A 22,636-nucleotide genomic window follows, 5' to 3' on the forward strand; every position below is an offset into this window, starting at 1 on the left:
GGAATTTTTCTAACGCGCGATGCCAATTTTGACCAACGTCATCGGCGTCCGACGGCCCCCGGAGCATGTCAGAAGTCCACGCGCCACGCGGCCCGGCCCCGCGCTCCACAGGCACGCCGGTTGCGAAGGCACGGGCATCCGCGCGGCCGTCCTCCGCGAGCCGCGAGGTTTCCAGCCATCCCGGCAAGGAGTCAGTCGATGCAGCAGACGCCCGAACCCGACAAGCCCGACAAGTCCCACAGGCCTGATAGCCAGCAAACCGAAATCGGCCGCGGCACGCCGCCGCCGCGCGTGCCCGAAGCGATGCCCGACACGGACATGCAGCCGGAGCAGCGGCCGGTTCGCGACACGCCGGACGTACGAGCACCAGGCTCGGCGCCACCGTGACGCGGCACGCCGGCCGGCACCTGATTCTTTCACGCAATCACTCAGGGGAACGAAATGACCAACTCCCGTTCGACCACGGGCGAGCGCCCGCTGAACCCGTTCATCGATGTGCAGAAAGCGCTGAAGGGCGCTTCCTATCCCGCCGACAAGAAAAGCCTGATCGAAACCGCGAAAGCGAATGGCGCCGACGACGACGTACTGAAACGGCTGCAGGATCTGCCCGACCAGCAATATCAGAGCCCCGCCGAAGTCTCGAAGGGCGTCGGCAATGAATAGCCCGCAAACCCCGCCGCCCGCCCCGCCAGGTCCGGGCTCGTCCGCGACCCGGTCCCCGCGTGGAGCGCGGGTCCCGGCCGCGCTCGCGGTGCCGGGGGTCGTCTTCGTCGTGATTGGCGTGCTGCTCGCGATAGGCGGTATCCGGCTCGCGATGCTCGGCGGGTCGTGGTACTACGTGCTCGCCGGCATCGCGATCGCGGCCACCGGCGTTCTGTTATGGCTGCGCCGGCGTGCCGCGCTGTTCGTGTTCGCGATCGTGCTGTTCGCATCGACGATCTGGGCGGTAGTCGAAGCGCGCTTCGATTTCTGGCAACTGCTGCCGCGCCTGTGGGTGTGGCTCATTCTCGCGAGCTGGCTGCTGCTGCCGCCGGTGACGAACCGGCTCGCGCTCGGGCCGCCCGCCGTGCCGCGCGAAGGCGTGCTGCCGCTCGCGGGCGCGGTCGTGCTCGTGGTGCTGCTCGGCATCGTCACGGCGTTCAATCATCCGTACGATCACCCGGGCCAACTCGAAGTGACATCGGCCGCGCCGGCGGATGCGCCGCTTGCCGGTGACTCGAACCGCAAGCCCGGCGACTGGACCGACTACGGCGGCTCGCCGCTCGGTCAGCGCTACTCGCCGCTCGCGCAGATCACACCGGACAACGCAGGAACGCTGAAGGAGGCGTGGCGCATCGAGACCGGCGACAAGGCCGGTCCCGGCGATCCGACCGAAACCACCTACGAAGATACGCCGATCAAGGTCGACAACAAGGTGTACGTGTGTACGCCGCACAGCATCGTGATCGCGCTCGACCCCGCGACCGGCCACCAACTGTGGCGCTACGACCCGCACATCCAGAGTCCGATCGGCAGCTTCAAGCACTGGGAGCATATGACGTGTCGCGGCGTGTCGTATCACGACGACGCGCTCTATCCGCCGCTGCCGGCCGCGGCCGAAGCCGCCCGCAACAGCGCGGCCGTGGCCGCCGCGAGCCCGGCAAGCGCCGCGGCGGCGGCGGGCCAAGGTACGGTGCCGACGTCGGTGCCGAACACGCCGCAAGACCGAGCCGCGACCGCGAGCGAGTGCCCCCGCCGCATTTTCCTGCCGACCGCGGACGCACGCCTGATCGCGCTGAACGCCGACACCGGCGCGATCTGCCCGCACTTTGGCAACAACGGGACGGTCGACCTGCGCACGCACATCGGGCCGTTCACGCCAGGTGGCTACTACTCGACGTCGCCGCCGGCCGTCACGCGCGACCTCGTGATCATCAGCGGCCACGTGACCGACAACGAATCAAGCAACGAGCCGTCCGGCGTCACGCGCGCGTTCGACGTGCACGACGGCCACCTCGTATGGAATTGGGACGCCGGTAATCCGAATGCGACGCAGCCGATCGCACCTGGCCAGATCTACGTGCGCAATTCGGTCAACATGTGGTCCGTGTTCGCGGTCGACGAAAAGCTCGGCATGGTCTATCTGCCGCTCGGCAACCAGACGCCCGACCAGTGGGGCGGCCTGCGCACGCCGCAGTCCGAGAAACTGGCCGCGGGCATCGCCGCGCTCGATCTCGCTACCGGCCGGCTCGTGTGGAACTACCAGTTCACGCATCACGACTTGTGGGACATGGACGTCGGCGGCCAGCCGTCGCTCGTCGATCTGCAAACCGCAAGCGGCGTGCAGCCGGCGATCATCGCGTCGACCAAGCAGGGCAGCCTCTACGTGCTGAACCGCCAGACCGGCAAGCCGATCATCCCGATCACCGAACGGCCGGTGCCGGACAGCGCGGCGCCCGGCGACCATACGTCGCCGACGCAGCCGTACTCGGCGCTGAACTTCTCGCCGCCGACGCTGCACGAGCACGACATGTGGGGCACCAATCCATTCGATCAGCTGTGGTGCCGCATCAAGTTCAAGTCGCTGCGCTATGACGGCATGTTCACGCCGCCGTCCGAGCAGGGCTCCCTCGTGTTCCCCGGCAACTTCGGCGTGTTCGACTGGGGCGGCGTGGCCGTCGATCCGGTGCGGCAAGTGCTGATCGCGAATCCGAGCTATATGGCGTTCACGTCGAAGCTGGTGCCGCGCGCACAGATTCCGTCGAACAACGGTGACAAGAAGGGCAGCGAAACGAGCGGCATCAAGCTCGCGCGCGGCACACCGTTCGGCTTCGAACTGAATGCGTTCCTGTCGCCGCTCGGCATTCCGTGTCAGGCGCCGCCGTGGGGCTACGTGGCCGCCGTCGATCTGCGCCAGGGGCATATCGTGTGGGAGCACAAGAACGGCACGATCCGCGATAGCGCGCCGTTGCCGATTCCGCTGCCGCTCGGCGTGCCGAGCCTCGGCGGCATGATCACTACCGGCGGCGGCGTTGCGTTCCTGTCCGGCACGCTCGACTACTACCTGCGCGCCTATGACGTGCGCACCGGCGCGCGACTATGGCAGGCGCGTCTGCCGGCCGGCGGCCAGGCCACCCCGATGACCTACGCCGACAGCAACGGCAAGCAGTACGTGCTGGTGGTGGCGGGCGGACATGGCTCGCTCGGCACCAGGCAGGGCGATTCCGTGGTCGCGTACACATTGCCGTAGTCGTACCGCGGGACTCACTCTGCAATCGCGCGCGGCCACGCTCAATGCGTGGCCGCGCGCAGCACCAGCTTCAGCACGCCGGCCACCGACGCCACCGTGACGACGCCGGCGAGCCACAGGCCGGCGAACCACGCAAGGCGGCGCCACATGTCAGTGATACCCTTCGCCCGCGCGCATCTTTCCCTTGAACACCGCGTACGCGTACACGGTATAGCCGAGAATCATCGGCACCGTGATCGCGGCGCCGACCAACAGGAATAGCAGGCTCGCATGCGGCGCTGCCGCCGCGCGGAACGAAATCGACGGTGGCACCAGGTTCGGATAAAGACTGATCAGCAGCCCCGCGTAGCACAGCACGAAGATGCCGTATGAAGACAGCAGCGGCAACCCATGGCGGCGCGCCGACAGGCTGCGGAAAAAGGCTATGGTCAATAGCGCGAGCAGCAGCGGTACCGGCGCCGTCAACAGCAGGTTCGGCCAGCGGAACCAGCGCGCGGTGAGCGAGTTCGGCAGCATCGGCGTCCATAGCGTAACCACCACGATCAGCGCGAGCACGGTGACGGCCATCGTGCGCGTGTGTCGCCGGCAACGCTCGTGCAACGGACCTTCGGTGCGCCAGATCAGCCAGCATGAGCCGAGCAGCGTGTAACCGGCCATCACCGCGAGACCGCACAGAATCGTGAAGCGGGTCAGCCAGTCCCACCAGCCGCCCACATACGAATTCCCGGAAACCGCGATCCCTTGCAGCAGGCCGCCGAGCACGAGCTCCTGGCACAGCGCGGCGAGCGCCGAGCCGCCGAAGAACGCGGCGTCCCACCATGCACGGCCGCGACCGATCGCCCGAAAGCGGAATTCGAACGCGACGCCGCGGAACACCAGCGCGAGCAGCATCGCGATGATCGGCGGATAGAGCGCCGGCAGAATCACGCCGTAGGCGAGCGGAAACACCGCGAAAAGGCCGCCGCCGAGCACGAGCCACGTCTCGTTGCCGTCCCATACACCTGTTTCCCGCGCAATGGGCTGGTGCGAACCAGGTGATTCCGGATGCGCTCGAAACCGCGCTGGCGGTCACCGTTTCGCCTGAGCAGGTGTCGCCGGCGTTGCTGCGACAGGTCGGCACGGTGCTCGCGATGGGCGACGGCGCGCACGCGGCCTTGCAGCGCTTTGCCGAGGCCAGTGGGCGTGAGCCGCCAGCATCGGGCGGCGACGGCGCGCAAGCTGCGACGCATGGCCCTGCGCAACTCGCCAAAGGCGACGCGCTGTTATGGCGCGTCGGCGACGCCGGGCCGCAAGGAAAAGGGTTTTGTCGCGATAAGGAAGTCAGTGCGAGCGGATTTGATATGAAGAGGACTGCATATATGACCAGCGAATAGAATTGCTCGGCAGCGGTTCTGGTGTCGCCATCGTGCTGCATCTGCGCTTTGCGAATCATGTGCATCACCTCGATGCCGGACAGAATGATGCGCGCACACCGGAAACTCTTGAAGCCCATGATCGGCTTGATGACACGTTTGATGGCGCGGTGATCCTGCTCGATGACGTTGTTCAGATACTTGTTCTGCCGGATCTTGATTGCTTTTTCCGCTCAGCGTTGAGCGCTTCGAGCGCGGCCAGATAATCGTTTGGTTCTACGATGTCGCGCAGGCTGAGGCGGAACTGGTAATACCAGCGAACGGCACAGCTGACGACGACGTCGGGGAGCCGGTGACCGATAAATCGATTTCGTCTGCTTTATTGCCTGACTCTACCTGGGCCTGTCCAAGAACCTCCCAGTGCCTTTGTGAGCGAGACCCGAAGGAATGTCTTCGTCTTTGTGTGAGGTGACGAACAAATGGTTACATTGGCGCGCGTATACTCGTCAAAAAAGTGACATATAGCACGATGAGATCGAAAGCGACCACGGATTCAGTTGCCCGACATCTTCCGTAAGCAATGTATCTTTCGTTTAACTGAACAAATCGAGAATACCTTGCGTGGATGGTTCCAGATCAACCTTCCGAGGTTTTTTTGATGACTATCAGAAGCCTGATGAACACTGGCATTTCGCCTGTGCGTCTGTGGGGGGTGTGGCTTATTGCGACCGTGGTTGCGTCGGTGCCATTCCTCGTCACGCCATATCCTCCTCTTGGGCAACACTTTTACAATATCGTCCGGCTCGATATCCTTTCTCATCCGGCATCGTATGCTAGAAATTTTGTCGTTCAGTGGGATGCCGTGCCTGACCTTGCCATGGACCTGGCCCTCCCGTGGTTCACGAAGCTCATACCGGTAGAATGGGCCGCCTGGCTGTTTACCCTCGTTGAACTCGGGCTATTGACATCGGGCTGCCTGGTGTTGAGCCGTGTTGCCAATGGCCGCTGGTCATGGTTACCGTTTATCAGCTTCCTGCTGCTCTATAACTGGATACTGATACGCGGCTACGATAATTTTCTGTTTGGTCTTGGCATTTCCTTTTGGGCGATCGCCGCGCACGTGGCATTGCGCCGGGCCACCCTCGCGCGGATCCTGGTTTCGTGCTGTAGTGCCCTTGTCATCTATTTTTGCCATCTGTTTCCGCTCGCCGTTTTCGCTCTGGTCGCAGGCACGTGGGAACTTGGCTGTCTTCTTCGGGAGGGGAAGGTCTCGATTCATTCACTGGCTCGCCACGCGGCCGCGAGCTTTGTTCCGTTGCTGCTCCCCCTTGCGCTGTTGATCCACAGCAGCACCGGTGGCCTTCATGGGTCAACCCACTTCGGCCTTATCCACGTACTTTCGAAGCTCGCTTTCTGCATCGATGTCTTCTCAGTGGGAAATCGTGCAGGCGATGTGGCGATCGTGGCGGGTTTGAGCCTGTTCGTGGTCATCGGTCTCGTTATGAGATGGTGGACGTGCGAGCCAGAGTTCCGGATAACCGTGTTTTCACTTCCGCTGGTAGTCCTGCTCGCACCGTTTGACGCGTTTGCTTCCTACGGTGTGATCGAGCGATGTGGGATCAGCTTCGCGTTTTTGCTGACTGCGCTGGTTGGCATACGACATTCGGTGGCGCCACGTCTCCAACGAGTCGGCGCACTCGCTCTCACGCTTGTCTTTGTTTTCCGGATCGTGACTGTGACTGAGGACTGGCGGGGCGACAGTCCTGTCATTCAGGCTTACCGCACTACGTTCGCGTCTCTGAAGGCCGGTTCCGTCTTGTTCCAGTACAAGCAAGACACCGCCGACCGGTCTCCATGGAAAGACCCCCACCGCTGGAACCCATATTTGGACAAGGTGGTGGCGCTCGCAACAGTGAATGGCGTTCTCGTGCCGGATTTGTATCTCAAAGCGGGCCAGCAACCCGTGCTTTACCGGAGCGAGAACGTGGCATTGAGGGAGTTCCAGGACGACAGCTCTACCCGGAAACCCAATGTCTTAGCAAATGGCGCCATGTTGCGCGCGTGGTCGACTGAACTGCTGGATCGTTTTCCGGACCTTCAAAGCCGGTTTACGACGGTCTATCTTGCGGTGCTCGACCCGTACCGGCGCCTACCCGAGACGCTTGATGGTTGGCAACTCGTTGCGACGTTACCCGAACATCGGCTCTATGAACTGCGTCCCCGTTGAGCTCAAATATTGACCTTAGACGACCACGACGCATGAGAGTTACACGGTCTCGACAAGGCATCGGTCGAGGGGTCGCATCAAGGAGGCTGTAGTTGTTCCTTATCCTCGTCCGTTGCAACGTCTTCGGTTCAAGGCGTTGCCGACGATAGAGCCCGATACGAGCTAGTCGCATCGGAAATTGGCATGGTCCGATTTTCTTACAAGACAATGAATAGCTTCGATTCGTCTATCGAGACATATCTATCCACCATCCACTTCGGTTATCTCACGGCCCAAACCATAGAGGTCATTGCCGACCTCTACACCTTCAAAGGGCTCGTGCTCATACCGTTGCTGTGGTGGATGTGGTTTCAGCGAGACGAGCGCCGCGAATGGCGGCGAGAAATGGTGCTCGCAACGCTTCTCAGCGGCCTCCTGGCGCTCTTCGTCGGAAGACTGCTGACTCACTGGTTGCCGTTCAGAGTGCGCCCTGTCTTTAGCAGCGAGCTGCATCTGCACTTTGCGGGTCACGTCATCGAGGACGCACAGCTGTCGAGTTGGAGTTCCTTCCCAAGCGATCACGCGATGTTATGGATGGCGGTCGCCACTGGCATCTTTCTCGTGTGGCGGGGCATCGGCGTGCTGGCGATTCTCTATGCGGTGCTGGTCATTTGCTTGCCGCGTGCCTATCTAGGCTTTCACTACCCGACCGACTTGCTGGCGGGCTCGCTCGTGGGAGCCGGAATCACCTATCTCATGACGCGAGACGCGATTCGCGTGCGCTACGCCACTCCGGCGCTGCGATGGATGGAGCGTTACCCGGGACCGTCAGCGATGCTGGCCTTTATTCTGTGCCTCGAACTCGCCACGCAGTTCGACGAACTGCGCAAGCTGACGGGCAGTGTGATCAAACACCTATGAATCACACATGGCGGTTTTGTCGCGATAAGGAAGTCAGTGCGAGCGGATTTGATATGAAGAGGACTGCATATATGACCAGCGAATAGAATTGCTCGGCAGCGGTTCTGGTGTCGCCATCGTGCTGCATCTGCGCTTTGCGAATCATGTGCATCACCTCGATGCCGGACAGAATGATGCGCGCACACCGGAAACTCTTGAAGCCCATGATCGGCTTGATGACACGTTTGATGGCGCGGTGATCCTGCTCGATGACGTTGTTCAGATACTTGTTCTGCCGAATCTTGATTGGCTTTTTCCGCTCAGCGTTGAGCGCTTCGAGCGCGGCCAGATTGGCGCCGCTCTTGTCCACAGTGATAGTCTCGGGCTCAACATTTTGGGCAATCGCCTTTTTTGCCCATCTCGTTCGTGGTTCGTGAGGGAATGCGAATTCTAGCGCACCGCGTTAGCGCGACAGAACCATGCGCGTCAGGCACGTGCAATGCGCATCTCGGGACCAGGCGGGCCGATGTATCGGACCGAAGGAGCCGAACATGCGTGTGCAGGCGATAGAGATGGCCGACTTCCTCGTAAGCTGGACCGTCGTCAGGGATTCGGAAGGTGCTTTCCAGTGGATCGTGCTCGTGACCGAGCGCGGCGGCGAACATGGCACGGTCTTCGAGCGACGCGGGACCTGCGGCCACGTGTCGTGGGGAGACGCGCAGGACATCGCGGCTGAGAATGCGCGCCGCGTCGCGGCCACGCTGGTCGAGCCGGACAAGACGAAATCGCGGCGCGAGCGGATGCCGGTGGCGCCCCGCGCGAATCATTGATTCACGGTCGGGGGCAGTGGCTGCAACGTCGCGTCGAGTAACGATTGCATCGGCGCCCCCAACGGAGATTCAGGCAGTGACTGCTGGCGGCCGCTTCGAAACGCCGCCGCACCACCCATTCGCGAATCCGCTACTCCCTCTAACTTCGCCCCCGCCCCGCGCGACGCGACCTCGGCAGAAAATGCCGCATCGCCAGCAAAATAGTCGATCCCAGCAGCAGCGTGGCGATTGGAAACGTGCCCGCGGCATTCACCGCGATGTCCATCGGGCGCTCCCCGAGCAGCTGCATACGGCGGCGCGTCATCGCGGCGCCTAGCGACTGCAGTTCGTTCTTCAGCATGCGCTCGGCGTCGGGCAGCAGGACGGTTTCCTCGTCGGCGACATGATGGGCAACCTCGCGAATCAATTGAAAAAACAGCCCATCGTAGGCGGCGTTTTCAGGGCCCATCGCACGCAGCTTCGCGATCGTCGCGCGCATCTGGTCGTGTTCGGGACGGCTTTTCTTCAGCGTTTCATCGCTGCCGAGCGCGCGGTCGAGCGCCGGATAGAAGATTTCTTCCTCCAGCTGCGCGTGGATTTCGAGCGCGTCGCACACGCCATTGACGATCGCACGTTTGCGCCACCACGGCGTGGAGGCGTGATATCGGTGCGAAGCGGCGAGCACGTGCATATGGTCAAGGCGGATCATCGACGTGATCGACGGCGACAGCGATGAGGCGTCAGTGGACATGGCGTTTCTCCAGGGCAAGGGTGCTCGCGGGTACCGCATGCTCCATTCCCGCTGCCCAAAAATCGGTCAACCGGGTGCCAGCGCCGGCTAGCGGGCCTCTTTACTGCTCGTGAAAGCATTCAACGCGGAGTCCGCGGCATCCGCCGCGCGGGCAAACAGATCGTCGACGATTCTGCGCGCCGCGCTATATCCGCCCATCAACGCATCAGCCTCGGTGTCGAACGGCCGCCCGCCCGCAATGCCGAAGCGCAGCGGCGAGAACGTTGCGACGGCGGCGCCCGCCTGATAAATGTGAACCACCGCCGCGTAGCGCGTGCGTACCGCCGCGCGCTCGGCGGGGCGCAACGTGAAATCCGCCTCGACGGTAACCTCGATCGTGAACCCGTGATATTCGTAGGTCCGCATCATCCTTTCCTTCGTCGCGTAAGTGGGTACGTGCCGGTGCGCGATGATCGCGTCCGACGGGCGCGGCGCTCGTCGCCGCCGCGCACAGTCGAGCGGCGCTGGCTCGATGCTACGAGCGTATCGAGCCGCGCAAGCAACAGACGCGCCTGTATCGCTTCAACGTTTTCGCATCATGGTCTGAAGCAACGATTCGCCGCAGCATACGCTGGCGGCCGCAAAAATGCGCGTCGGGCGCGTGGTCGAAACCATGGCGTTGCGGACAGTCATGCTGGAACGCGCAGTTAGCGCCTTCGCGCGTATTTGAACCCGCCCCGCGGTGAGAGCGCGCGCAAAGTAGCTGGCCCATCGGCTGCAACCTGTTGAGCGCGGTCTGAATCAAAATGTGGACTGCTGCGTGGAGGGACGAAATGCCTGATGTCCGACAAGCCTGCCCGTGCGCCGTCGATGCACAGGGCCGGCGAAATTCCGCAGGTTGCGATCCCACCCGCGACGCGTCTGGCGCTGTGTGGAAATCTCGCGCGGCGGCGCTGTGCAGAACGCTCGTCATCACATTCGCGATCGCCGCGACGGCCGCCTGCGCGACGCCGCCCGAACGCGGCGACGCGCAGTCTTCGGGTCAACCGGCATGCAACGTGGCCGGCAAGTTCTGCGACACCTTTTTTGGCCCTTAACGAGACGCGCGCCGCGCATGAGCTGCGTTGACGCGCGAGACCGCAAGAGGACCGATCAGATATTGCCGCGGCGGGTTCACCCGAGGTCGTTGCCGCGCGGCACCTCGCTGCCCAATTCAGCGCCGGTCGTCGGATCGCTCGACGGGTCGGAGCGCAGCCGCGTGGCCATCGCGGTGACCGCGGTTTCCTGTTGCGCTTCGAGGCCGACCGACGCGGTGCCGTCGCCGCCGTCCACCGCCGGTTCTGCGGTCTGTAGCGTGAGACCGGTGCCGCTGTTCCACGGTGTGTTCACCACCGCTCCGTCGTGCGACATCTTGTAATAGACGCTCGCGAATTCCTGTCTCGGCGGCAGCTTGCCCGGCGGGAAATTCGGGGTGATCGCATACAGCGCCTTCTCGAACGACTTCTGATGCGCAACTTCGCGGGTCATCAGAAAGCCGAGCGTCTCGCGCACGCCGGCATCGTCGGTGACGTTGATCAGCCGTTCATAGATGATCTTCGCGCGCGCTTCGGCGGCGATGTTCGAGCGCAGGTCCGCGGTCGGTTCGCCGATCGTGTCGATGTACGCGGCACTCCACGGTACGCCGCCGGAGTTCGTCAGCGGCGGCCCGCCGCCATACAGCACCTGGGTAAGGTGACTGTCGTTGCCCGCGCCGTTTAGCTTGCGGTAGAGCTCGGCTTGCTGCTCGACAGCTTCGGCGAGCTCCCCTTTCGCGCCGCGGTTCAACATCGCGACGATCGAGCCGATGATCTCGAGGTGGCTCAGTTCCTCGGTGGCGATATCGAACAGCATGTCCTTGCGTCCGGGGTCTTCTTCTGCAACGGCCTGCGTGAAGTAGCGCATCGCGGCGGCCAATTCGCCTTGCGGACCGCCGAACTGCTCCAGCATCAGGTTCGCAAGACCGGGATTGGTCGTGCCGACGCGAACCGTGTATTGCAGCCGTTTGTTGTGCATAAACATCGTGACCTCCATCGGAGTTGGTACTGTGGGTCGTCCATCCGCCGTGCCACGCGAGCGGAGCGCCGGTCGTCGCGAGCGGCGCGTGCGTCGTCGCGCATGCCGCGTTCCCGGGCGGCTCGCAACGCCTCGTGGGTGGTCCAGGGATGGCGTGCGCGGCGGCCGATGTCGCGTGTCTCGTGGCGCGCTCGGCTCCTCGTCGGCGTGTCCGTGGCCTTCGGCATGTGGACAGCCGGCATGGGTTGGAGCAGCATGGTCGCCTGGATAGGCTTGAAGCAGCGGGCCAATCTCAGCGGAACTTGCATGTGAGCGAGGCAATCAACCCAGATACCGCGCTGCGGTATCGACACTTTTTCGATCTGGGCGCACCAGCGAGCAATCAGTCGTCCTGCTGCAGGAGAAAAGAAATGCTGACGCAGAAGACCAAGGACATCGTCAAGGCCACGGCGCCGGTTCTGGCCGTGCACGGCTATACGATCATTCAACGTTTCTACAGGCGGCTCTTCGAGGCGCATCCCGAACTGAAGAACGTGTTCAATATGGCCCACCAGGAGCAGGGGCAGCAGCAGGAAGCGCTCGCGCGCGCCGTGTACGCGTACGCCGAGAACATCGAGGACCCCAGCAGTCTCGCCGCGGTCCTGCGCAATATCGCCAACAAGCACGCGAGCCTCGACGTGAAAGCGGAGCACTATCCGATCGTCGGCGAACATCTGCTTGGCGCGATCAAGGACGTGCTCGGCGACGCCGCGACCGACGACATCATCTCCGCGTGGGCCCATGCGTACGGCAATCTCGCGGACGTGCTGATGGGCATGGAAGCCGAGTTGCGCGAAACGCGCGCATCGCAGTTAGGCGGCTGGACCGGATGGCGCACGTTCGTCGTCAAGGAGAAGCGGCCCGAGAGCAGCGTCATCACGTCGTTCATTCTCGAACCGAAGGACGGACAGCCGGTCGCGAACTTCGAGCCGGGTCAGTACATCGGCATTGCCGTCGATGTGCCCGCGCTCGGCCTGCAGCAGATCCGGCAATACAGCTTGTCCGACGTGCCGAATGGCCATACCTATCGGATCTCCGTCAAGCGCGAGAGCGGCGAGGCCGGGCGACCGCCGGGCTACGTGTCCTCGCTGCTGCACGATCACGTGAACGTCGGCGACGAAGTCAAACTGGCGGCACCGTACGGCACGTTCTACATCGATGTTCATGCGAAGACGCCGATCGTGCTGATCAGCGGCGGTGTCGGTCTGACGCCGATGGTCAGCATGTTGAAGCGCGCGATTCAGGACCCGCAGCGGCGCGTGGTGTTCGTTCACGGTGCGCGCAACGGCGCCGTGCACGCGATGCGCGACCGTCTGCAACAGACCGCCGCCACCCAGCCGAATTTCCGCGCGATGGTGTTCTACGACGCGCCGCTCGATACCGACGTGCAGGGCGGCGACTACGATTACGCGGGTTTCATCGACCTCGGCAAGCTGCGCGACGAGATCCTGTTGCCCGACGCCGACTACTACATCTGCGGTCCTGTTCCTTTCATGCGGATGCAGCACGACGCACTGAAAAACCTGGACATTCACGAGTCGAAGATTCACTACGAGGTGTTCGGACCGGATCTGTTCGCTGAATGACGCGTACGGTCGTGCCGCGCGACGGCTGCCGCGGAAGCGACCAGCAGGAATGCAGTCACCGTGACCGGGAGCGCGGCATGAAAGTGCATCATCTGAACTGCATTTCGACTTGCCCGCTGTGCGGCAAGCTGTTCAACGGGCACCCCGATTCGCTGATCCGCCGCGGACATCTGACCTGCCATTGTCTGCTCGTCGAAAGTCCGGCGGGGCTGGTGCTCGTCGATACCGGTTTCGGTTTGCGCGATGTCGCCGATCCCTATTCGCGCCTCGGCAAATTCTTCCTGAGGCTGCTGAAGCCCGAGTTTCGAAATGAAATGACGGCGATCAGGCAGATCGAGCGGCTCGGTTTCGACCCGGCCGATGTGCGCCACATCGTGATGACGCACCTCGATTTCGACCATGCGGGCGGACTCGACGACTTTCCGCACGCGACGGTGCATATGCTCGCGAGCGAGCGCCAATACGCGGCGCAGCAGAAGACGTGGCTCGACCGGCAGCGCTTCAGGCCGCAGCAGTGGTCGTACCAGAACATGTGGCGCGTGCATTCGCCGCAGTACACCGAGCGTTGGGAGGGCTTCGCCAAGGTCCATCCGATCGAAGAACTCGCGAGCGAGATCGCGCTCGTGCCGTTGCGAGGCCACACCTATGGTCACGCGGGCGTCGCCGTACACGGCGATGACGGCTGGTTGCTGCTCGCGGGCGATGCCTATTTCGACAACGGCGAGCTCGACCCGGTGCGTCCGCATTGCGCACCCGGTTTGCGCTTCTATCAGTGGATGCTCGAAAAGGACCGCGCGGCACGGCTGTACAACCAGCGCCGACTGCGCGATCTGGCAAAGCGGGCGAGTCCCGCGTTGACGATTTTTTGCAGCCACGACGTCGACGAATTCGAACGGCTGGCGGGCCGTTCGGTGGCCGTGCCGGCGCAGCAGATGGCGTGATGCTCGCAGGCTTGCGCGCGCGCCCGCTGCTGCGCCGCTCGCTCACGTGTTGCGCTCACCCTGGCATCGTGCGTGCTGAGTCATCTGCACGCGCGGCATCCCGCGCCGGGCGACACTGCAAGGAGCGAATCATGACGACCCAGCAACGGCAGCCGAAGACGCCGAAAACCGCAGACGCCGACGAAAGCGGCGTAGGCAACGAAGGCAGGTTCGAAACGGACATCTCCGAGACCGGCGAGGACGGCACCAGCGTGCGTCAAGCCGAGGTCAAAGAAAAAGACCTGTCCGAAGTGAAGCCGTCGCAGCAGAAGGGCGGCCAATGACGGTGCGAACCGCGCGTCGCGCGAAGAACTGTCCGCCGCGCAGGGCTTACGGACAACCTGCGGTGCGGGCGCGTTTCCTATACTGCCTTTGTCCTCCGTTTGGACTCCAGGGGACAGCGTTCTCAAATGCGCTTGCAGCGGCCATGCCGGTTGATGGCTGGTCGCTCTTTTTTTGCGCGAGCGCTTTTTATCGCTCCGGCCGCCGCAGCAGCGCGGCCGCGAGCAGGCCGGCGCCGAGCGCCACGTAGACGTGGCCGAGCGAGCGGCGCGACAGATGCGCCTCGAATCCAGGCGTGAGCCTGTCGGGCACCACCTTGTAGTCGACCACATACGCGCTCGCCACGGTCGTGGCCGCGGCGACCGCGGTCGCGCCGGGCCGTCGCGATGAGTCGGGGCCGGCCATCCGGTCAACGAGTTGCTCGAACATCATTGCCCAGAAGATCGCGGCTGCCTGATGGATCGCGAAGCCGGTCACCGTATGGCGGATGCTGAAGCCGCGTTCACGCAGCGCGCGTTGCGGCCACAGGCAATGGGTGACGGCATTGATCGGCGCGAGCGGGCTGCCCGATGCGTCCGTGGATGCCGCCGCGGCGGTCGCCGCCGACAGGCAGCCGGCCAACAGCCCCGATGGCACGGCCCGGCGCAGCGTCGCACAGATGGCCTGATACCACGGCGAACCGATTTCGTATTCGAGCATTTTCATGGCGGGGCTCCGGTTGGGGCGCGCAAACGCACGCTCCATCATCGCGGACAGCGGTATGCGCGAGGAGCAGCATGGCGCGTTCCGCGCGGACGATGCCGCGCATCACGCGATCTCGGCCTTCACGAATCTCGCCATGAACGTGCGGGTCGAGCCATCGGGAAACAGCACCGCGACCTGTTCGTCGGTTGAAAACACCACATGGCCCGAGCCGTATTTGCGTACGCGGACAGCGTCGCCGCGGCTGAAGCGAGGCTTCTGGCTGGCGTGGCGAGGCGGTTTTTTGTCTTCGGGGGTGGTTCGTTGAGCTTCGAGTGTCGCTTCGAGCGGGTTCAGACAGTTGTCGCAGGTGCCGCAACGCTCGAAACCCTGCGCATCGCCGAAGTATTCCAGCATCACGCGCCACCGGCAGCCGCCGGTTTGCGCGTAGTCGATCATCTGCTGGAGTGCGTCGCGATCGCGCGTCGCGAGCTGCGCATAGCGTTCGACCGCGGCATCGATCGCGCTGTCCTCGCCAACTTCGCGTAACCGGTACCGCTGCAGCCGGTCGCGTGACACGTGTCGCGAGTCGGTTAGTATCTTCAGCGCGACGGCGAGCTTGTTGCGGCCGACGTCAGGCACCGCATCGAGCAGTTCGCGCGCGCTCACGCCAGGACCGGGCGATTTCGTGCGCTGCGCGAGGGCGTCGCAGATGCGGCGCAGCAGCGCGGCATCGGGATAGCGGCCCAGCGCGAGAAACTGCTGCACGCGCCGGTCGTTCAGATCGAACAGCAGTTCGCAGCGCGCGATCTCGCCGTCGCGTCCCGCGCGTCCGCTTTCCTGGTAATACGCATCGATGCTGCCCGGCATCTGGTAGTGGACGACGAAGCGGATATCGGGAACATCGACACCCATCCCGAACGCGTTGGTCGCGATCATCACACGCACGTCGCCCGACACGAAAGCCTCCTGCGCGTCATGCCGCTCACGCGCGGACATACGGCCGTGATAGCAGACGGCGGCAACTTCCCAGCCGCGCACCATCGCCGCCACTTGTTCGGCTTCGCGCACGGTCGCCGTGTAGACGATGCCTCGGCCGGTTTCACTCGCGAGCAGCGTGCGCAACGCGGCCGTCTTGGCCTCTCTCGCGCGCGCCGACGCACGCTGGCGCCCGCCCGCGACCGACACCTGCGTGACCCGATAGTGAAGATTGTCGCGATACACGCCGGTGTTCACGATGCGCGGCTCGCGCAAGCCCAGCGAACGCACGATGTCCTCGCGGATGTCCGGCGTGGCCGTCGCGGTGAGCGCGAGGATAGGTGGCTTGCCGAGCGCCTTGACCGCATCGACGATGCGCAGGAATGCCGGCCGAAAATCGTGGCCCCACTGCGATACGCAGTGCGCCTCATCGACGACGACGAGTTCGATGCGTTGCCGAGAACGCGCCCGCAATGCGTCGATCAGCTCGGGCCGCGTCAGCTGCTCGGGCGTGACGAAGACGATGCCGCGGCGTGCGCTGCGCAACGCGTCGTAAGTCTCGCGCAGTTCGGCGGCCGGCACCGTGCTATTGATCCGCCAGGCGTCGATGCCGGCCTCGCGCAGCTTGTCGAACTGGTCTTTCATCAGCGCGATCAGCGGCGACACGACCAGCGTCCAGCCGTCGAGGTGCAGCGCCGGCAACTGATAGCACAGCGATTTGCCCGCACCCGTCGGCATCACGGCGAGTGTGTCGCGCCGTTCGAGCACGCTGCGGATGATGTCCCGTTGGCCGGGGCGCAGCCGGCTGATCCCGAACACTTCGCGCAACGTCCTGCGCATCGCGTTCAGACGGGCGGACGTGTCGCGCGCGATGGAGGTGTCGGTCATGAAATTGGCGGTTGGCTTGCGGCACGGCGAGTCAGCCTGCGGCCAGCAAACACCGTACCGCGACCGGGCGCCGCAGCGGGAACGCCGTGTGCTGGTACGTCATGACGTGATATTTACGGCCAAACGGGTGGACTCATGAACAAGGAAGACAAAAGCGACGCGTATCCCTACGCGTCGGGCGGATGGGGGTCGGTCAAGGCGGTGGCGACAATCCTGCTGCAGGAAAAAGCACCGCTGAAGGATAGCCAGGTTCTGATGCATCAGAACAAGCCCGACGGTTTCATGTGTGTCAGTTGCTCGTGGGCGAAGCCGGCCGATCCGCATACGTTCGAGTTTTGCGAAAGCGGCGCGAAAGCGACCGCGTGGGATCTGACGGCCAAACGCGTCACGCCCGATTTCTTCGAGGTCCACACGGTCAGCGAGCTCGCCAGATGGCACGACCACGATCTCGAGGAAGCGGGGCGGTTGACCGAGCCGCTGCGCTACGACCCGGCTACCGACCGCTACGTGCCGGTACCGTGGCAGGAAGCATTCGATGCGATCGGCGCCGAGCTGCGCACGCTGGACCCGGCCAGCGTGGTGTTCTACACGTCGGGCCGCGCTTCACTGGAAACCTCGTATATGCTGCAGCTTTTCGCGCGCATGTACGGCACCAACAATCTGCCTGACAGCTCGAACATGTGCCACGAAAGCACCAGTGTCGGCCTCAAGGAAGCGATTGGCGTGGGCGTCGGTACGGTTTCGCTCGACGACTTCGAGAAGACCGACCTGATGTTCTTCTTCGGCCAGAACGTCGGCACCAATAGCCCGCGCATGCTGCATCAGTTGCAGGATGCGCGCAAACGCGGCGTGCCGATCATCACGTTCAATCCGCTACGCGAGCCGGGGCTGCTGCATTTCGCAAACCCGCAGTCAGCGTTGCAGATGCTCACACCCACCGATACGCAGATCAGCACGCAATACCACCAGGTGAAGACGGGTGGCGATACCGCCGCGATCCTCGGCATCTGCAAGCTCGTCATCGAAGCGGACGATCGCGCGGTGAGCACGGGCGACGCGCGCGTCGTCGACGTCGATTTCATCCGCGAGCATACGAACGGCTACGAGCAATTCGCTCAGTACGCGCGCGACGCGAGCTGGGACGACATCGAGCGAGTGAGCGGATTGCCGCGCGACGCGCTCCAGGCAGCCGCCGACGAGTACATGAAGGCGAACGCGGTGATCGCCCATTACGGCATGGGTCTCACGCAGCATCGGATGGGCGTGCAGAACGTGCGCATGCTGTGCAATCTGCTGCTGCTGCGCGGCAATATCGGCAAGCCGGGCGCGGGGCCGTCGCCGGTGCGCGGGCATTCGAACGTGCAGGGGCAGCGCACGGTCGGCATCACCGAAAAGCCGGAGCTCGCGCCGCTCGATCAACTGGCCAGACAGTTTTCGTTCGAGCCGCCGCGCGAGAAAGGTATGAACATCGTCGAGGCGTTCGAGGCGATGCTCGACGGCAAGGTCAACGCGATGATCAACCTCGGCGGCAACCTCGTGCGCTCGGTGCCCGACCGCGTGCGCACCGAACCGGCGTGGGCCGCGCTCGGGTTGACCGTCAACGTGGCGACCAAGCTCAATCGCAGCCACCTGGTGCACGGCCAGCGCTCGTATCTGCTGCCGTGTCTGAGCCGCATCGAGATCGACCGGCAGGCGGGCGGCGCGCAGGCGGTGTCGATGGAAGACAGCACGGCACACTTTCACGGCTCGCGTGGCATGGCCGAACCGGCCGCGCCGACGATCCGCTCGGAGCCGTTCATCGTCGCGGGCATCGCGAAGGCGACGCTTGGGGAGCGCTCGAGCGTCGACTGGGATGCATGGCGCGACGACTATTCGCGCGTGCGTCTGGAGATGTCGAAGACATGGCCCGAGATGTTCGGTGATTTCGAGGCGCGCATGTGGACACCCGGCGGCGTGATCCGGCCGCTGCCGGCGCGGGAGCGCAAGTGGAAGACCAAAAGCGGCAAGGCCGAATTCATGGTGCCGACTTCGATCGGCGAAGATCCGGACATGCCCGAGCGTGAGCCCGATTCGCTGCGGTTGATGACCCTGCGCAGCGACAGCCAGTTCAACACGACCATCTATGGCCTCGACGACCGCTTCAGAGGCATCAAGGGTTCGCGCATGGTGATTCTGATGAATCGGGCCGATATGGAAAAGCGCGGACTCGCGCACGGCGACCGAATCTGCCTCGAGACCATCGCGGACGACGGCGTCGAGCGGCACGTCGACGGACTGAGCGTCGTGCCGTTCGACGTGCCGCAGGGATGCATCGGCGGCTATTACCCGGAATGCAATCCGCTGCTGCCGCTATGGCACTACGCGAAAGAGAGCAAGGTGCCGGGCGCGAAGTCGATTCCGGTGCGCGTACTGGCGGCCACGCGGTGATCAGTGCTTCGTCGATACAAAGAGGCCGGCATCGTTACCTGTGCCGGCCGCTGAATTACACCCGGGCAGCGCGTGAAGGGCATGATAAGCGCGTGCCCATCTCCATCATAGTCGGGCCAGCGGGCCGTTAGCGGACGCGCAGGGTGTCGGTAATGCATGAGTTGCGTACAGAGCCGAACCGGCAAGCTGGCAAAGGACGAGAACCAAAAGTTTCGCACCGGCTGTGGCGCGCGCCACGGAGTCCATGCGCGACTTCCGCGACCTCCGCGCTCGCCTGCACGCGTCATCCCGCGCAGCATCGCCAGGATCGCAGCGATGCGTGCCGCCGTTGCGCCGACGCCTGCCGCGCGTTATGACGGAGCGCGCGTCCATACGCGAGCCGCGAAATGCAGCGTTCAGCGCCGCGGCTTCGAGCCCTTCCAGCTCGACTTGCGCGCGAACTCCACGAACGAATGCAGATAGTCGAGCGACGCGTCCGCTTCGCGCGTGCCTAGAAAAATCTGCTTGGCCATGCCGGTCTTGCCTAGCTTCACGCTGACGACCGGCATACGGTCCGCGTATTCCTCGGCGAGCCAGCGCGGCAGCGCGGCGACGCCGCGATCGCTCGCGACCATCTGCAGCATGATGTCGGTGGTCTCGATCGTCTTGTGACGGCGCGGCGCGACGTCGGCGGGGCGCAGGAACAGGTTGTAGATGTCGAGGCGGTCGGTGTCGACCGGATAGGTGATCAGCGTTTCATCGATCAGCTGTTCGGGCTCCACGTAACGCGCGTTGGCCAGCCGATGCCCGTCGGCCACCACCAGCACCTGCTCGTAATCGAACACGGGTTCGAAGCTGAGGCCGGGGCGCTTCAGCGGATCGGGGGTGACGAGCACGTCGATGTCGTAGCCGAACAGCGCGCCGATGCCGCCGAACTGGAAGCGCTGCTTGACGTCGACATCGACATCGGGCCAACGCGCGAGGTACGGCGACACGACTTTCAGCAGCCACTGATAACACGGATGACATTCCATGCCGATCCGCAGCGTGCCGCGCTCGCCGTTCGCATATTGCTTCATACGCGCTTCGGCGTGCTCGAACTGCGGCAGCAGCCGGTCAGCGAGCGACAGCAGATAGCGGCCCGCCTGCGTGAGGCGCAGGTTGCGGCCATCGCGTTCCCAGACCGGCGTGCCGAGCTGCTGCTCGAGCTTCCTGACGGTATGGCTCAATGCCGATTGCGTCAGATGCAGCGCACCGGCTGCCGCCGTGAGCGAGCCCTGCCGGTCCACTTCGCGGATCAGGGTAAGGTGAAAGCGTTCGAGCATGAGGTGTTCTCAACGAGGTCTCGGGCGGGCGATCAGAACGCCAGGCAATTCGAGCTCGCTTGACCAGGAGTGATATAGCCCAAAAGCGTCGTTCGTCGCGATCGGGCGAAATTAGCCGGTGTGGCCGGCCGGGCGCGGACAACGGCACGCCAGCGCAATACAGTGGTCCGTCCCGTCGGGCTATCTTGCAGGAAGATCGAGCATTTCACGCGCTTTGGCCGCACTTGCCACCGGACGGCCATATTCGCCACACAATGAGGCCACCCGCGCAACGAGTTGCGCATTGCTCTTTGCCAGCGTGTCCTTGTCCCAGCGCACGTTGTCTTCGAGACCGGTGCGGCAGTGTCCGCCCATTTCGAGAGTCCAATGATTGACCTCCAACTGATGCCGTCCGATTCCAGCGGCGGTCCATGTTGCATCCGGCAATAGCGCCTTGAGTTGCTGAACCTCGAACTCGAGAATCTCGCGACGCGCGGGCAGCGCATTTTTTACACCCATCACGAACTGAACGTGGACAGGAGACTTCAGCAGCCCCTGCTGAACGAGATCTGCGGTGCTGTACAGCATCGCCAGATCAAAGATTTCGATTTCCGGTTTGACATCGTAGTCGAGCATCGTTTGCGCAAGCGCGCGCACAAAGTCCGGCGGATTCTCATAGACGGTAGTCGGAAAATTGACAGAGCCCGTTGCGAGCGACGCCATATCCGGGCGCAGGTCGAGCATCGCGCCGCGTTGCTCGAACGAACGGCCACGACCGCCTGTCGAAAACTGGATGATGATGTCAGGGCAGTGCTTCCGGATGCCTTCCTGAAGCGCGGCGAAACTCGATCGGTCGGAACTCGAGTTCTCCTGTTCGTCACGCACGTGCAGATGAACGAGGGAGGCCCCGGCTTCGTACGCTTCCTGGGTGCTTTCGACCTGCTCGGAGATCGTGACCGGCACGGCCGGGTTGTCCTTCTTGCGGGGAACTGAGCCAGTGATGGCAACAGAGATGATGCACGGTTCGCTCATGACTAACACTCCAGTTCCAGATTTTCGTCTCGCCTCCACGGCGAGCCCTCATGAGCGCGTCTCCTGCAAAATGCCCGCGCTCCATATCTTCCAAGTTTAGTTCAAAAGGCACGGCTGAACTTGATCTGCTGTAGAAATCCTGGACACAGTCGAATGTTAGTCTTCGACGTTTTTCACGCCTTCGGATCCCGCCAGGCCGGTGAATCATTGGATCGTCTCGCTGCATGCTCGGCTCTGTTCGGATTACTGCTTGCTCAAGGCATGCGGCTTTCCGATGAGAAGGAAATGAAAGAACGCGATCAGCGGGAACGCCGTGGCTACTGCCGCAACCAGAGTCCAGCCGCCGTGCTCAAAGAGCGTGCTTGCGACAGCCGAACCGATTGCTCCGCCGATGAAGATGCTTGTCATGTAGAGCGCGTTCAGGCGGTTGCGGCTCGAGGCGTGCAATGCATAAATCTCGCGCTGTCCAAGCACCATGCTCATCTGCACCGCGAAATCGAGCACGATGCCTGTCACGACGAGACCGTACACACCAAACGACGGATGAATCAGCGCCGGTGTGCAGGCCAAAGCGCCGGCGATCAACGCGATGCATGTGGCACGGACAGAGTGCCCTGCATCTGCCAGGCGGCCGGCTACCGGCGCCGAAGTCGCGCCGATTGCACCAAGCATCGTCATGCACGCGCCAGTACCAAAGTGACATTTTTTGACACACCTTTCCAACAGATTTGAGGCCGCGATCTCTGTACATTCCCTTCTCGACGCGCGATACACCTCGTGCCCTCTCTGTAAAGGAAGATGCTCATGAAAACCCGAACGTTTGCCATGCTGGTGGGCGGGGCTCTGCTCACATCCATGACTGCTTCGGCATTCGCCGGCGTGGTCGTCGGTATCGCCGTGCCGGCTCCCGTCGCGGTCGTTCCTGCGGTACCTGTCTATGCGCCGCCGACCGTGGTCGTGCAAAACGGTTATGCAGCAGCCGTGCCACCGGCAGTCGCGCCGGTTGTGACGGTTGCGCCAGCGCCCCGACCTCCCACGGCGGTCGTCGTCATGCCACGTCGTCCTGTGATTGTAGTTAGGGGGCCGCGTCGCGTCTGGATGCCTGGTCACTGGGTAGGTGGAGTCTGGGTGGCCGGTCACTGGGTGTGAAATGTCGGCGCCGTACCTGTCTCGTGCGACACA

At 63.5% G+C, this 22,636-nt stretch carries 22 protein-coding genes and 4 pseudogenes; 13 read left to right on the plus strand and 13 right to left on the minus strand.

Going from position 1 to position 22,636, the window contains the following annotated elements:
• Positions 1–198 precede the first annotated feature (198 nt).
• Genes OKW45_RS37260 through OKW45_RS37270 form a run of 3 tightly spaced genes read left to right on the plus strand, consistent with a single transcriptional unit; the run spans position 199 to position 3,229 of the window.
• A complete protein-coding gene (locus OKW45_RS37260) occupies positions 199–387 on the plus strand; it encodes a hypothetical protein (RefSeq protein ID WP_429473741.1) in 189 nt (62 codons plus the stop codon).
• 54 nt (positions 388–441) lie between these two features.
• Complete coding sequence (locus tag OKW45_RS37265) at positions 442–663, plus strand: DUF2795 domain-containing protein (protein ID WP_429473742.1); 222 nt, start codon at positions 442–444, stop codon at positions 661–663.
• Positions 656–3,229 carry a membrane-bound PQQ-dependent dehydrogenase, glucose/quinate/shikimate family gene (locus tag OKW45_RS37270; protein WP_429473743.1) on the plus strand — a complete coding sequence of 858 codons (2,574 nt, stop codon included), beginning with the start codon at positions 656–658 and terminating at the stop codon, positions 3,227–3,229. The genes OKW45_RS37265 and OKW45_RS37270 overlap by 8 nt, the downstream gene beginning before the upstream one ends.
• Before the next feature lie 41 nt (positions 3,230–3,270).
• Here OKW45_RS37270 and OKW45_RS37275 read toward each other — a convergent pair whose 3' ends face one another.
• Positions 3,271–3,378, minus strand: coding sequence for a DUF2474 domain-containing protein (locus tag OKW45_RS37275; RefSeq protein WP_429473744.1), 108 nt, complete (start codon positions 3,376–3,378; stop codon positions 3,271–3,273).
• A 1-nt stretch (position 3,379) separates the two neighbouring features.
• Positions 3,380–4,201 (minus strand): cytochrome d ubiquinol oxidase subunit II, encoded by an 822-nt coding sequence (locus OKW45_RS37280; RefSeq protein WP_429473745.1) that lies wholly within the window; start codon positions 4,199–4,201, stop codon positions 3,380–3,382.
• 62 nt (positions 4,202–4,263) lie between these two features.
• On the opposite strand from OKW45_RS37280, the gene OKW45_RS37285 reads away from it, so the two are divergent.
• Positions 4,264–4,602, plus strand: coding sequence for a hypothetical protein (locus tag OKW45_RS37285; protein ID WP_260327640.1), 339 nt, complete (start codon positions 4,264–4,266; stop codon positions 4,600–4,602).
• Here OKW45_RS37285 and OKW45_RS37290 read toward each other — a convergent pair.
• Positions 4,593–4,843, minus strand: a pseudogene (locus tag OKW45_RS37290) (DDE-type integrase/transposase/recombinase); the annotation flags it as partial. The gene OKW45_RS37285 and the pseudogene OKW45_RS37290 sit on opposite strands and share 10 nt — an antisense overlap.
• A 12-nt stretch (positions 4,844–4,855) precedes the next feature.
• A pseudogene (locus OKW45_RS37295) lies at positions 4,856–4,964 on the minus strand (IS6 family transposase); the annotation flags it as partial.
• 275 nt (positions 4,965–5,239) lie between these two features.
• On the opposite strand from OKW45_RS37295, the gene OKW45_RS37300 reads away from it, so the two are divergent.
• Complete coding sequence (locus OKW45_RS37300) at positions 5,240–6,808, plus strand: hypothetical protein (protein WP_184117220.1); 1,569 nt, start codon at positions 5,240–5,242, stop codon at positions 6,806–6,808.
• Positions 6,809–7,015: 207 nt separating this feature from the next.
• Positions 7,016–7,708: a phosphatase PAP2 family protein gene (locus tag OKW45_RS37305; RefSeq protein WP_184117221.1), complete on the plus strand. Its 693-nt coding sequence runs from the start codon at positions 7,016–7,018 to the stop codon at positions 7,706–7,708.
• A 73-nt stretch (positions 7,709–7,781) separates the two neighbouring features.
• On the opposite strand, the pseudogene OKW45_RS37310 reads toward OKW45_RS37305, so the two are convergent.
• Positions 7,782–8,108 (minus strand): annotated as a pseudogene (locus OKW45_RS37310) (DDE-type integrase/transposase/recombinase); the annotation flags it as partial.
• A 130-nt stretch (positions 8,109–8,238) separates the two neighbouring features.
• Between OKW45_RS37310 and OKW45_RS37315 the strand changes: the two are divergent.
• Entirely contained in the window at positions 8,239–8,517 is a 279-nt protein-coding gene (locus OKW45_RS37315) for a hypothetical protein (protein WP_018422792.1), read from the plus strand.
• A 139-nt stretch (positions 8,518–8,656) separates the two neighbouring features.
• Here the strand turns inward: OKW45_RS37315 and OKW45_RS37320 are convergent, their stop codons facing one another.
• The 3 genes from OKW45_RS37320 to OKW45_RS37330 all read right to left on the minus strand — a co-directional run bounded on the left by OKW45_RS37320 (position 8,657) and on the right by OKW45_RS37330 (position 11,284).
• Positions 8,657–9,247, minus strand: coding sequence for a hemerythrin domain-containing protein (locus tag OKW45_RS37320; RefSeq protein ID WP_429473746.1), 591 nt, complete (start codon positions 9,245–9,247; stop codon positions 8,657–8,659).
• A gap of 87 nt (positions 9,248–9,334) precedes the next feature.
• A complete protein-coding gene (locus OKW45_RS37325; RefSeq protein ID WP_429473747.1) occupies positions 9,335–9,655 on the minus strand; it encodes a hypothetical protein in 321 nt (106 codons plus the stop codon).
• A gap of 744 nt (positions 9,656–10,399) precedes the next feature.
• Entirely contained in the window at positions 10,400–11,284 is an 885-nt protein-coding gene (locus OKW45_RS37330; protein WP_429473748.1) for a manganese catalase family protein, read from the minus strand.
• A 404-nt stretch (positions 11,285–11,688) separates the two neighbouring features.
• Here OKW45_RS37330 and hmpA point away from each other — a divergent pair, with 404 nt between their 5' ends.
• From hmpA to OKW45_RS37345, 3 genes are all read left to right on the plus strand, one after another.
• Entirely contained in the window at positions 11,689–12,903 is a 1,215-nt protein-coding gene (hmpA, locus tag OKW45_RS37335; protein ID WP_429473749.1) for an NO-inducible flavohemoprotein, read from the plus strand.
• Between the two features lie 77 nt (positions 12,904–12,980).
• A complete protein-coding gene (locus OKW45_RS37340; protein WP_429473750.1) occupies positions 12,981–13,844 on the plus strand; it encodes an MBL fold metallo-hydrolase in 864 nt (287 codons plus the stop codon).
• 131 nt (positions 13,845–13,975) lie between these two features.
• Positions 13,976–14,167 (plus strand): hypothetical protein, encoded by a 192-nt coding sequence (locus OKW45_RS37345; protein WP_018422801.1) that lies wholly within the window; start codon positions 13,976–13,978, stop codon positions 14,165–14,167.
• A 187-nt stretch (positions 14,168–14,354) separates the two neighbouring features.
• Here the strand turns inward: OKW45_RS37345 and OKW45_RS37350 are convergent, their stop codons facing one another.
• On the minus strand, positions 14,355–14,870 hold the full coding sequence (locus OKW45_RS37350; protein WP_429473751.1) for a hypothetical protein: 516 nt from the start codon (positions 14,868–14,870) through the stop codon (positions 14,355–14,357).
• A 102-nt stretch (positions 14,871–14,972) separates the two neighbouring features.
• Positions 14,973–16,712 carry a RecQ family ATP-dependent DNA helicase gene (locus OKW45_RS37355; protein ID WP_429473752.1) on the minus strand — a complete coding sequence of 580 codons (1,740 nt, stop codon included), beginning with the start codon at positions 16,710–16,712 and terminating at the stop codon, positions 14,973–14,975.
• A gap of 135 nt (positions 16,713–16,847) precedes the next feature.
• On the opposite strand from OKW45_RS37355, the gene OKW45_RS37360 reads away from it, so the two are divergent.
• Together OKW45_RS37360 and OKW45_RS39670 are read left to right on the plus strand one after the other, a co-directional pair.
• Positions 16,848–19,139 carry an FdhF/YdeP family oxidoreductase gene (locus OKW45_RS37360; protein WP_429473753.1) on the plus strand — a complete coding sequence of 764 codons (2,292 nt, stop codon included), beginning with the start codon at positions 16,848–16,850 and terminating at the stop codon, positions 19,137–19,139.
• A gap of 152 nt (positions 19,140–19,291) precedes the next feature.
• Positions 19,292–19,495 (plus strand): four-helix bundle copper-binding protein, encoded by a 204-nt coding sequence (locus tag OKW45_RS39670; RefSeq protein WP_503129166.1) that lies wholly within the window; start codon positions 19,292–19,294, stop codon positions 19,493–19,495.
• Between the two features lie 39 nt (positions 19,496–19,534).
• Here the strand turns inward: OKW45_RS39670 and OKW45_RS37365 are convergent, their stop codons facing one another.
• The 3 genes and pseudogenes from OKW45_RS37365 to OKW45_RS37375 form a co-directional block, all read right to left on the minus strand.
• A complete protein-coding gene (locus tag OKW45_RS37365) occupies positions 19,535–20,443 on the minus strand; it encodes a LysR family transcriptional regulator (RefSeq protein WP_429473754.1) in 909 nt (302 codons plus the stop codon).
• Positions 20,444–20,623: 180 nt separating this feature from the next.
• Positions 20,624–21,454 carry a 3-oxoadipate:acetyl-CoA acetyltransferase gene (locus tag OKW45_RS37370; RefSeq protein WP_429474035.1) on the minus strand — a complete coding sequence of 277 codons (831 nt, stop codon included), beginning with the start codon at positions 21,452–21,454 and terminating at the stop codon, positions 20,624–20,626.
• Positions 21,455–21,697: 243 nt separating this feature from the next.
• Positions 21,698–22,153: pseudogene (locus OKW45_RS37375) on the minus strand (MFS transporter); the annotation flags it as partial.
• Positions 22,154–22,258: 105 nt separating this feature from the next.
• Here OKW45_RS37375 and OKW45_RS37380 point away from each other — a divergent pair.
• A complete protein-coding gene (locus OKW45_RS37380; RefSeq protein WP_162634044.1) occupies positions 22,259–22,603 on the plus strand; it encodes a hypothetical protein in 345 nt (114 codons plus the stop codon).
• Positions 22,604–22,636 lie beyond the last annotated feature (33 nt).

It is taken from the genome of Paraburkholderia lebeckiae, assembly GCF_050436225.1.
Classification (GTDB): Bacteria; Pseudomonadota; Gammaproteobacteria; order Burkholderiales; family Burkholderiaceae; genus Paraburkholderia; species Paraburkholderia tuberum.

Excerpts from the sequence above, each read along its gene's own strand:
- OKW45_RS37365 (WP_429473754.1), bottom strand. The coding sequence starts at position 20,443 with ATGCTCGAACGCTTTCACCTTACCCTGATCCGCGAAGTGGACCGGCAG.
- OKW45_RS37325 (WP_429473747.1), bottom strand. The coding sequence starts at position 9,655 with ATGATGCGGACCTACGAATATCACGGGTTCACGATCGAGGTTACCGTC.
- OKW45_RS37315 (WP_018422792.1), top strand. The coding sequence starts at position 8,239 with ATGCGTGTGCAGGCGATAGAGATGGCCGACTTCCTCGTAAGCTGGACC.
- OKW45_RS37275 (WP_429473744.1), bottom strand. The coding sequence starts at position 3,378 with ATGTGGCGCCGCCTTGCGTGGTTCGCCGGCCTGTGGCTCGCCGGCGTC.
- OKW45_RS37300 (WP_184117220.1), top strand. The coding sequence starts at position 5,240 with ATGACTATCAGAAGCCTGATGAACACTGGCATTTCGCCTGTGCGTCTG.
- OKW45_RS37265 (WP_429473742.1), top strand. The coding sequence starts at position 442 with ATGACCAACTCCCGTTCGACCACGGGCGAGCGCCCGCTGAACCCGTTC.
- OKW45_RS37330 (WP_429473748.1), bottom strand. The coding sequence starts at position 11,284 with ATGTTTATGCACAACAAACGGCTGCAATACACGGTTCGCGTCGGCACG.
- OKW45_RS37380 (WP_162634044.1), top strand. The coding sequence starts at position 22,259 with ATGAAAACCCGAACGTTTGCCATGCTGGTGGGCGGGGCTCTGCTCACA.
- OKW45_RS37370 (WP_429474035.1), bottom strand. The coding sequence starts at position 21,454 with ATGAGCGAACCGTGCATCATCTCTGTTGCCATCACTGGCTCAGTTCCC.
- OKW45_RS37270 (WP_429473743.1), top strand. The coding sequence starts at position 656 with ATGAATAGCCCGCAAACCCCGCCGCCCGCCCCGCCAGGTCCGGGCTCG.
- OKW45_RS39670 (WP_503129166.1), top strand. The coding sequence starts at position 19,292 with ATGCATGAGTTGCGTACAGAGCCGAACCGGCAAGCTGGCAAAGGACGA.
- OKW45_RS37320 (WP_429473746.1), bottom strand. The coding sequence starts at position 9,247 with ATGTCCACTGACGCCTCATCGCTGTCGCCGTCGATCACGTCGATGATC.
- OKW45_RS37305 (WP_184117221.1), top strand. The coding sequence starts at position 7,016 with ATGAATAGCTTCGATTCGTCTATCGAGACATATCTATCCACCATCCAC.
- OKW45_RS37340 (WP_429473750.1), top strand. The coding sequence starts at position 12,981 with ATGAAAGTGCATCATCTGAACTGCATTTCGACTTGCCCGCTGTGCGGC.
- hmpA (WP_429473749.1), top strand. The coding sequence starts at position 11,689 with ATGCTGACGCAGAAGACCAAGGACATCGTCAAGGCCACGGCGCCGGTT.
- OKW45_RS37360 (WP_429473753.1), top strand. The coding sequence starts at position 16,848 with ATGAACAAGGAAGACAAAAGCGACGCGTATCCCTACGCGTCGGGCGGA.
- OKW45_RS37345 (WP_018422801.1), top strand. The coding sequence starts at position 13,976 with ATGACGACCCAGCAACGGCAGCCGAAGACGCCGAAAACCGCAGACGCC.
- OKW45_RS37355 (WP_429473752.1), bottom strand. The coding sequence starts at position 16,712 with ATGACCGACACCTCCATCGCGCGCGACACGTCCGCCCGTCTGAACGCG.
- OKW45_RS37260 (WP_429473741.1), top strand. The coding sequence starts at position 199 with ATGCAGCAGACGCCCGAACCCGACAAGCCCGACAAGTCCCACAGGCCT.
- OKW45_RS37350 (WP_429473751.1), bottom strand. The coding sequence starts at position 14,870 with ATGAAAATGCTCGAATACGAAATCGGTTCGCCGTGGTATCAGGCCATC.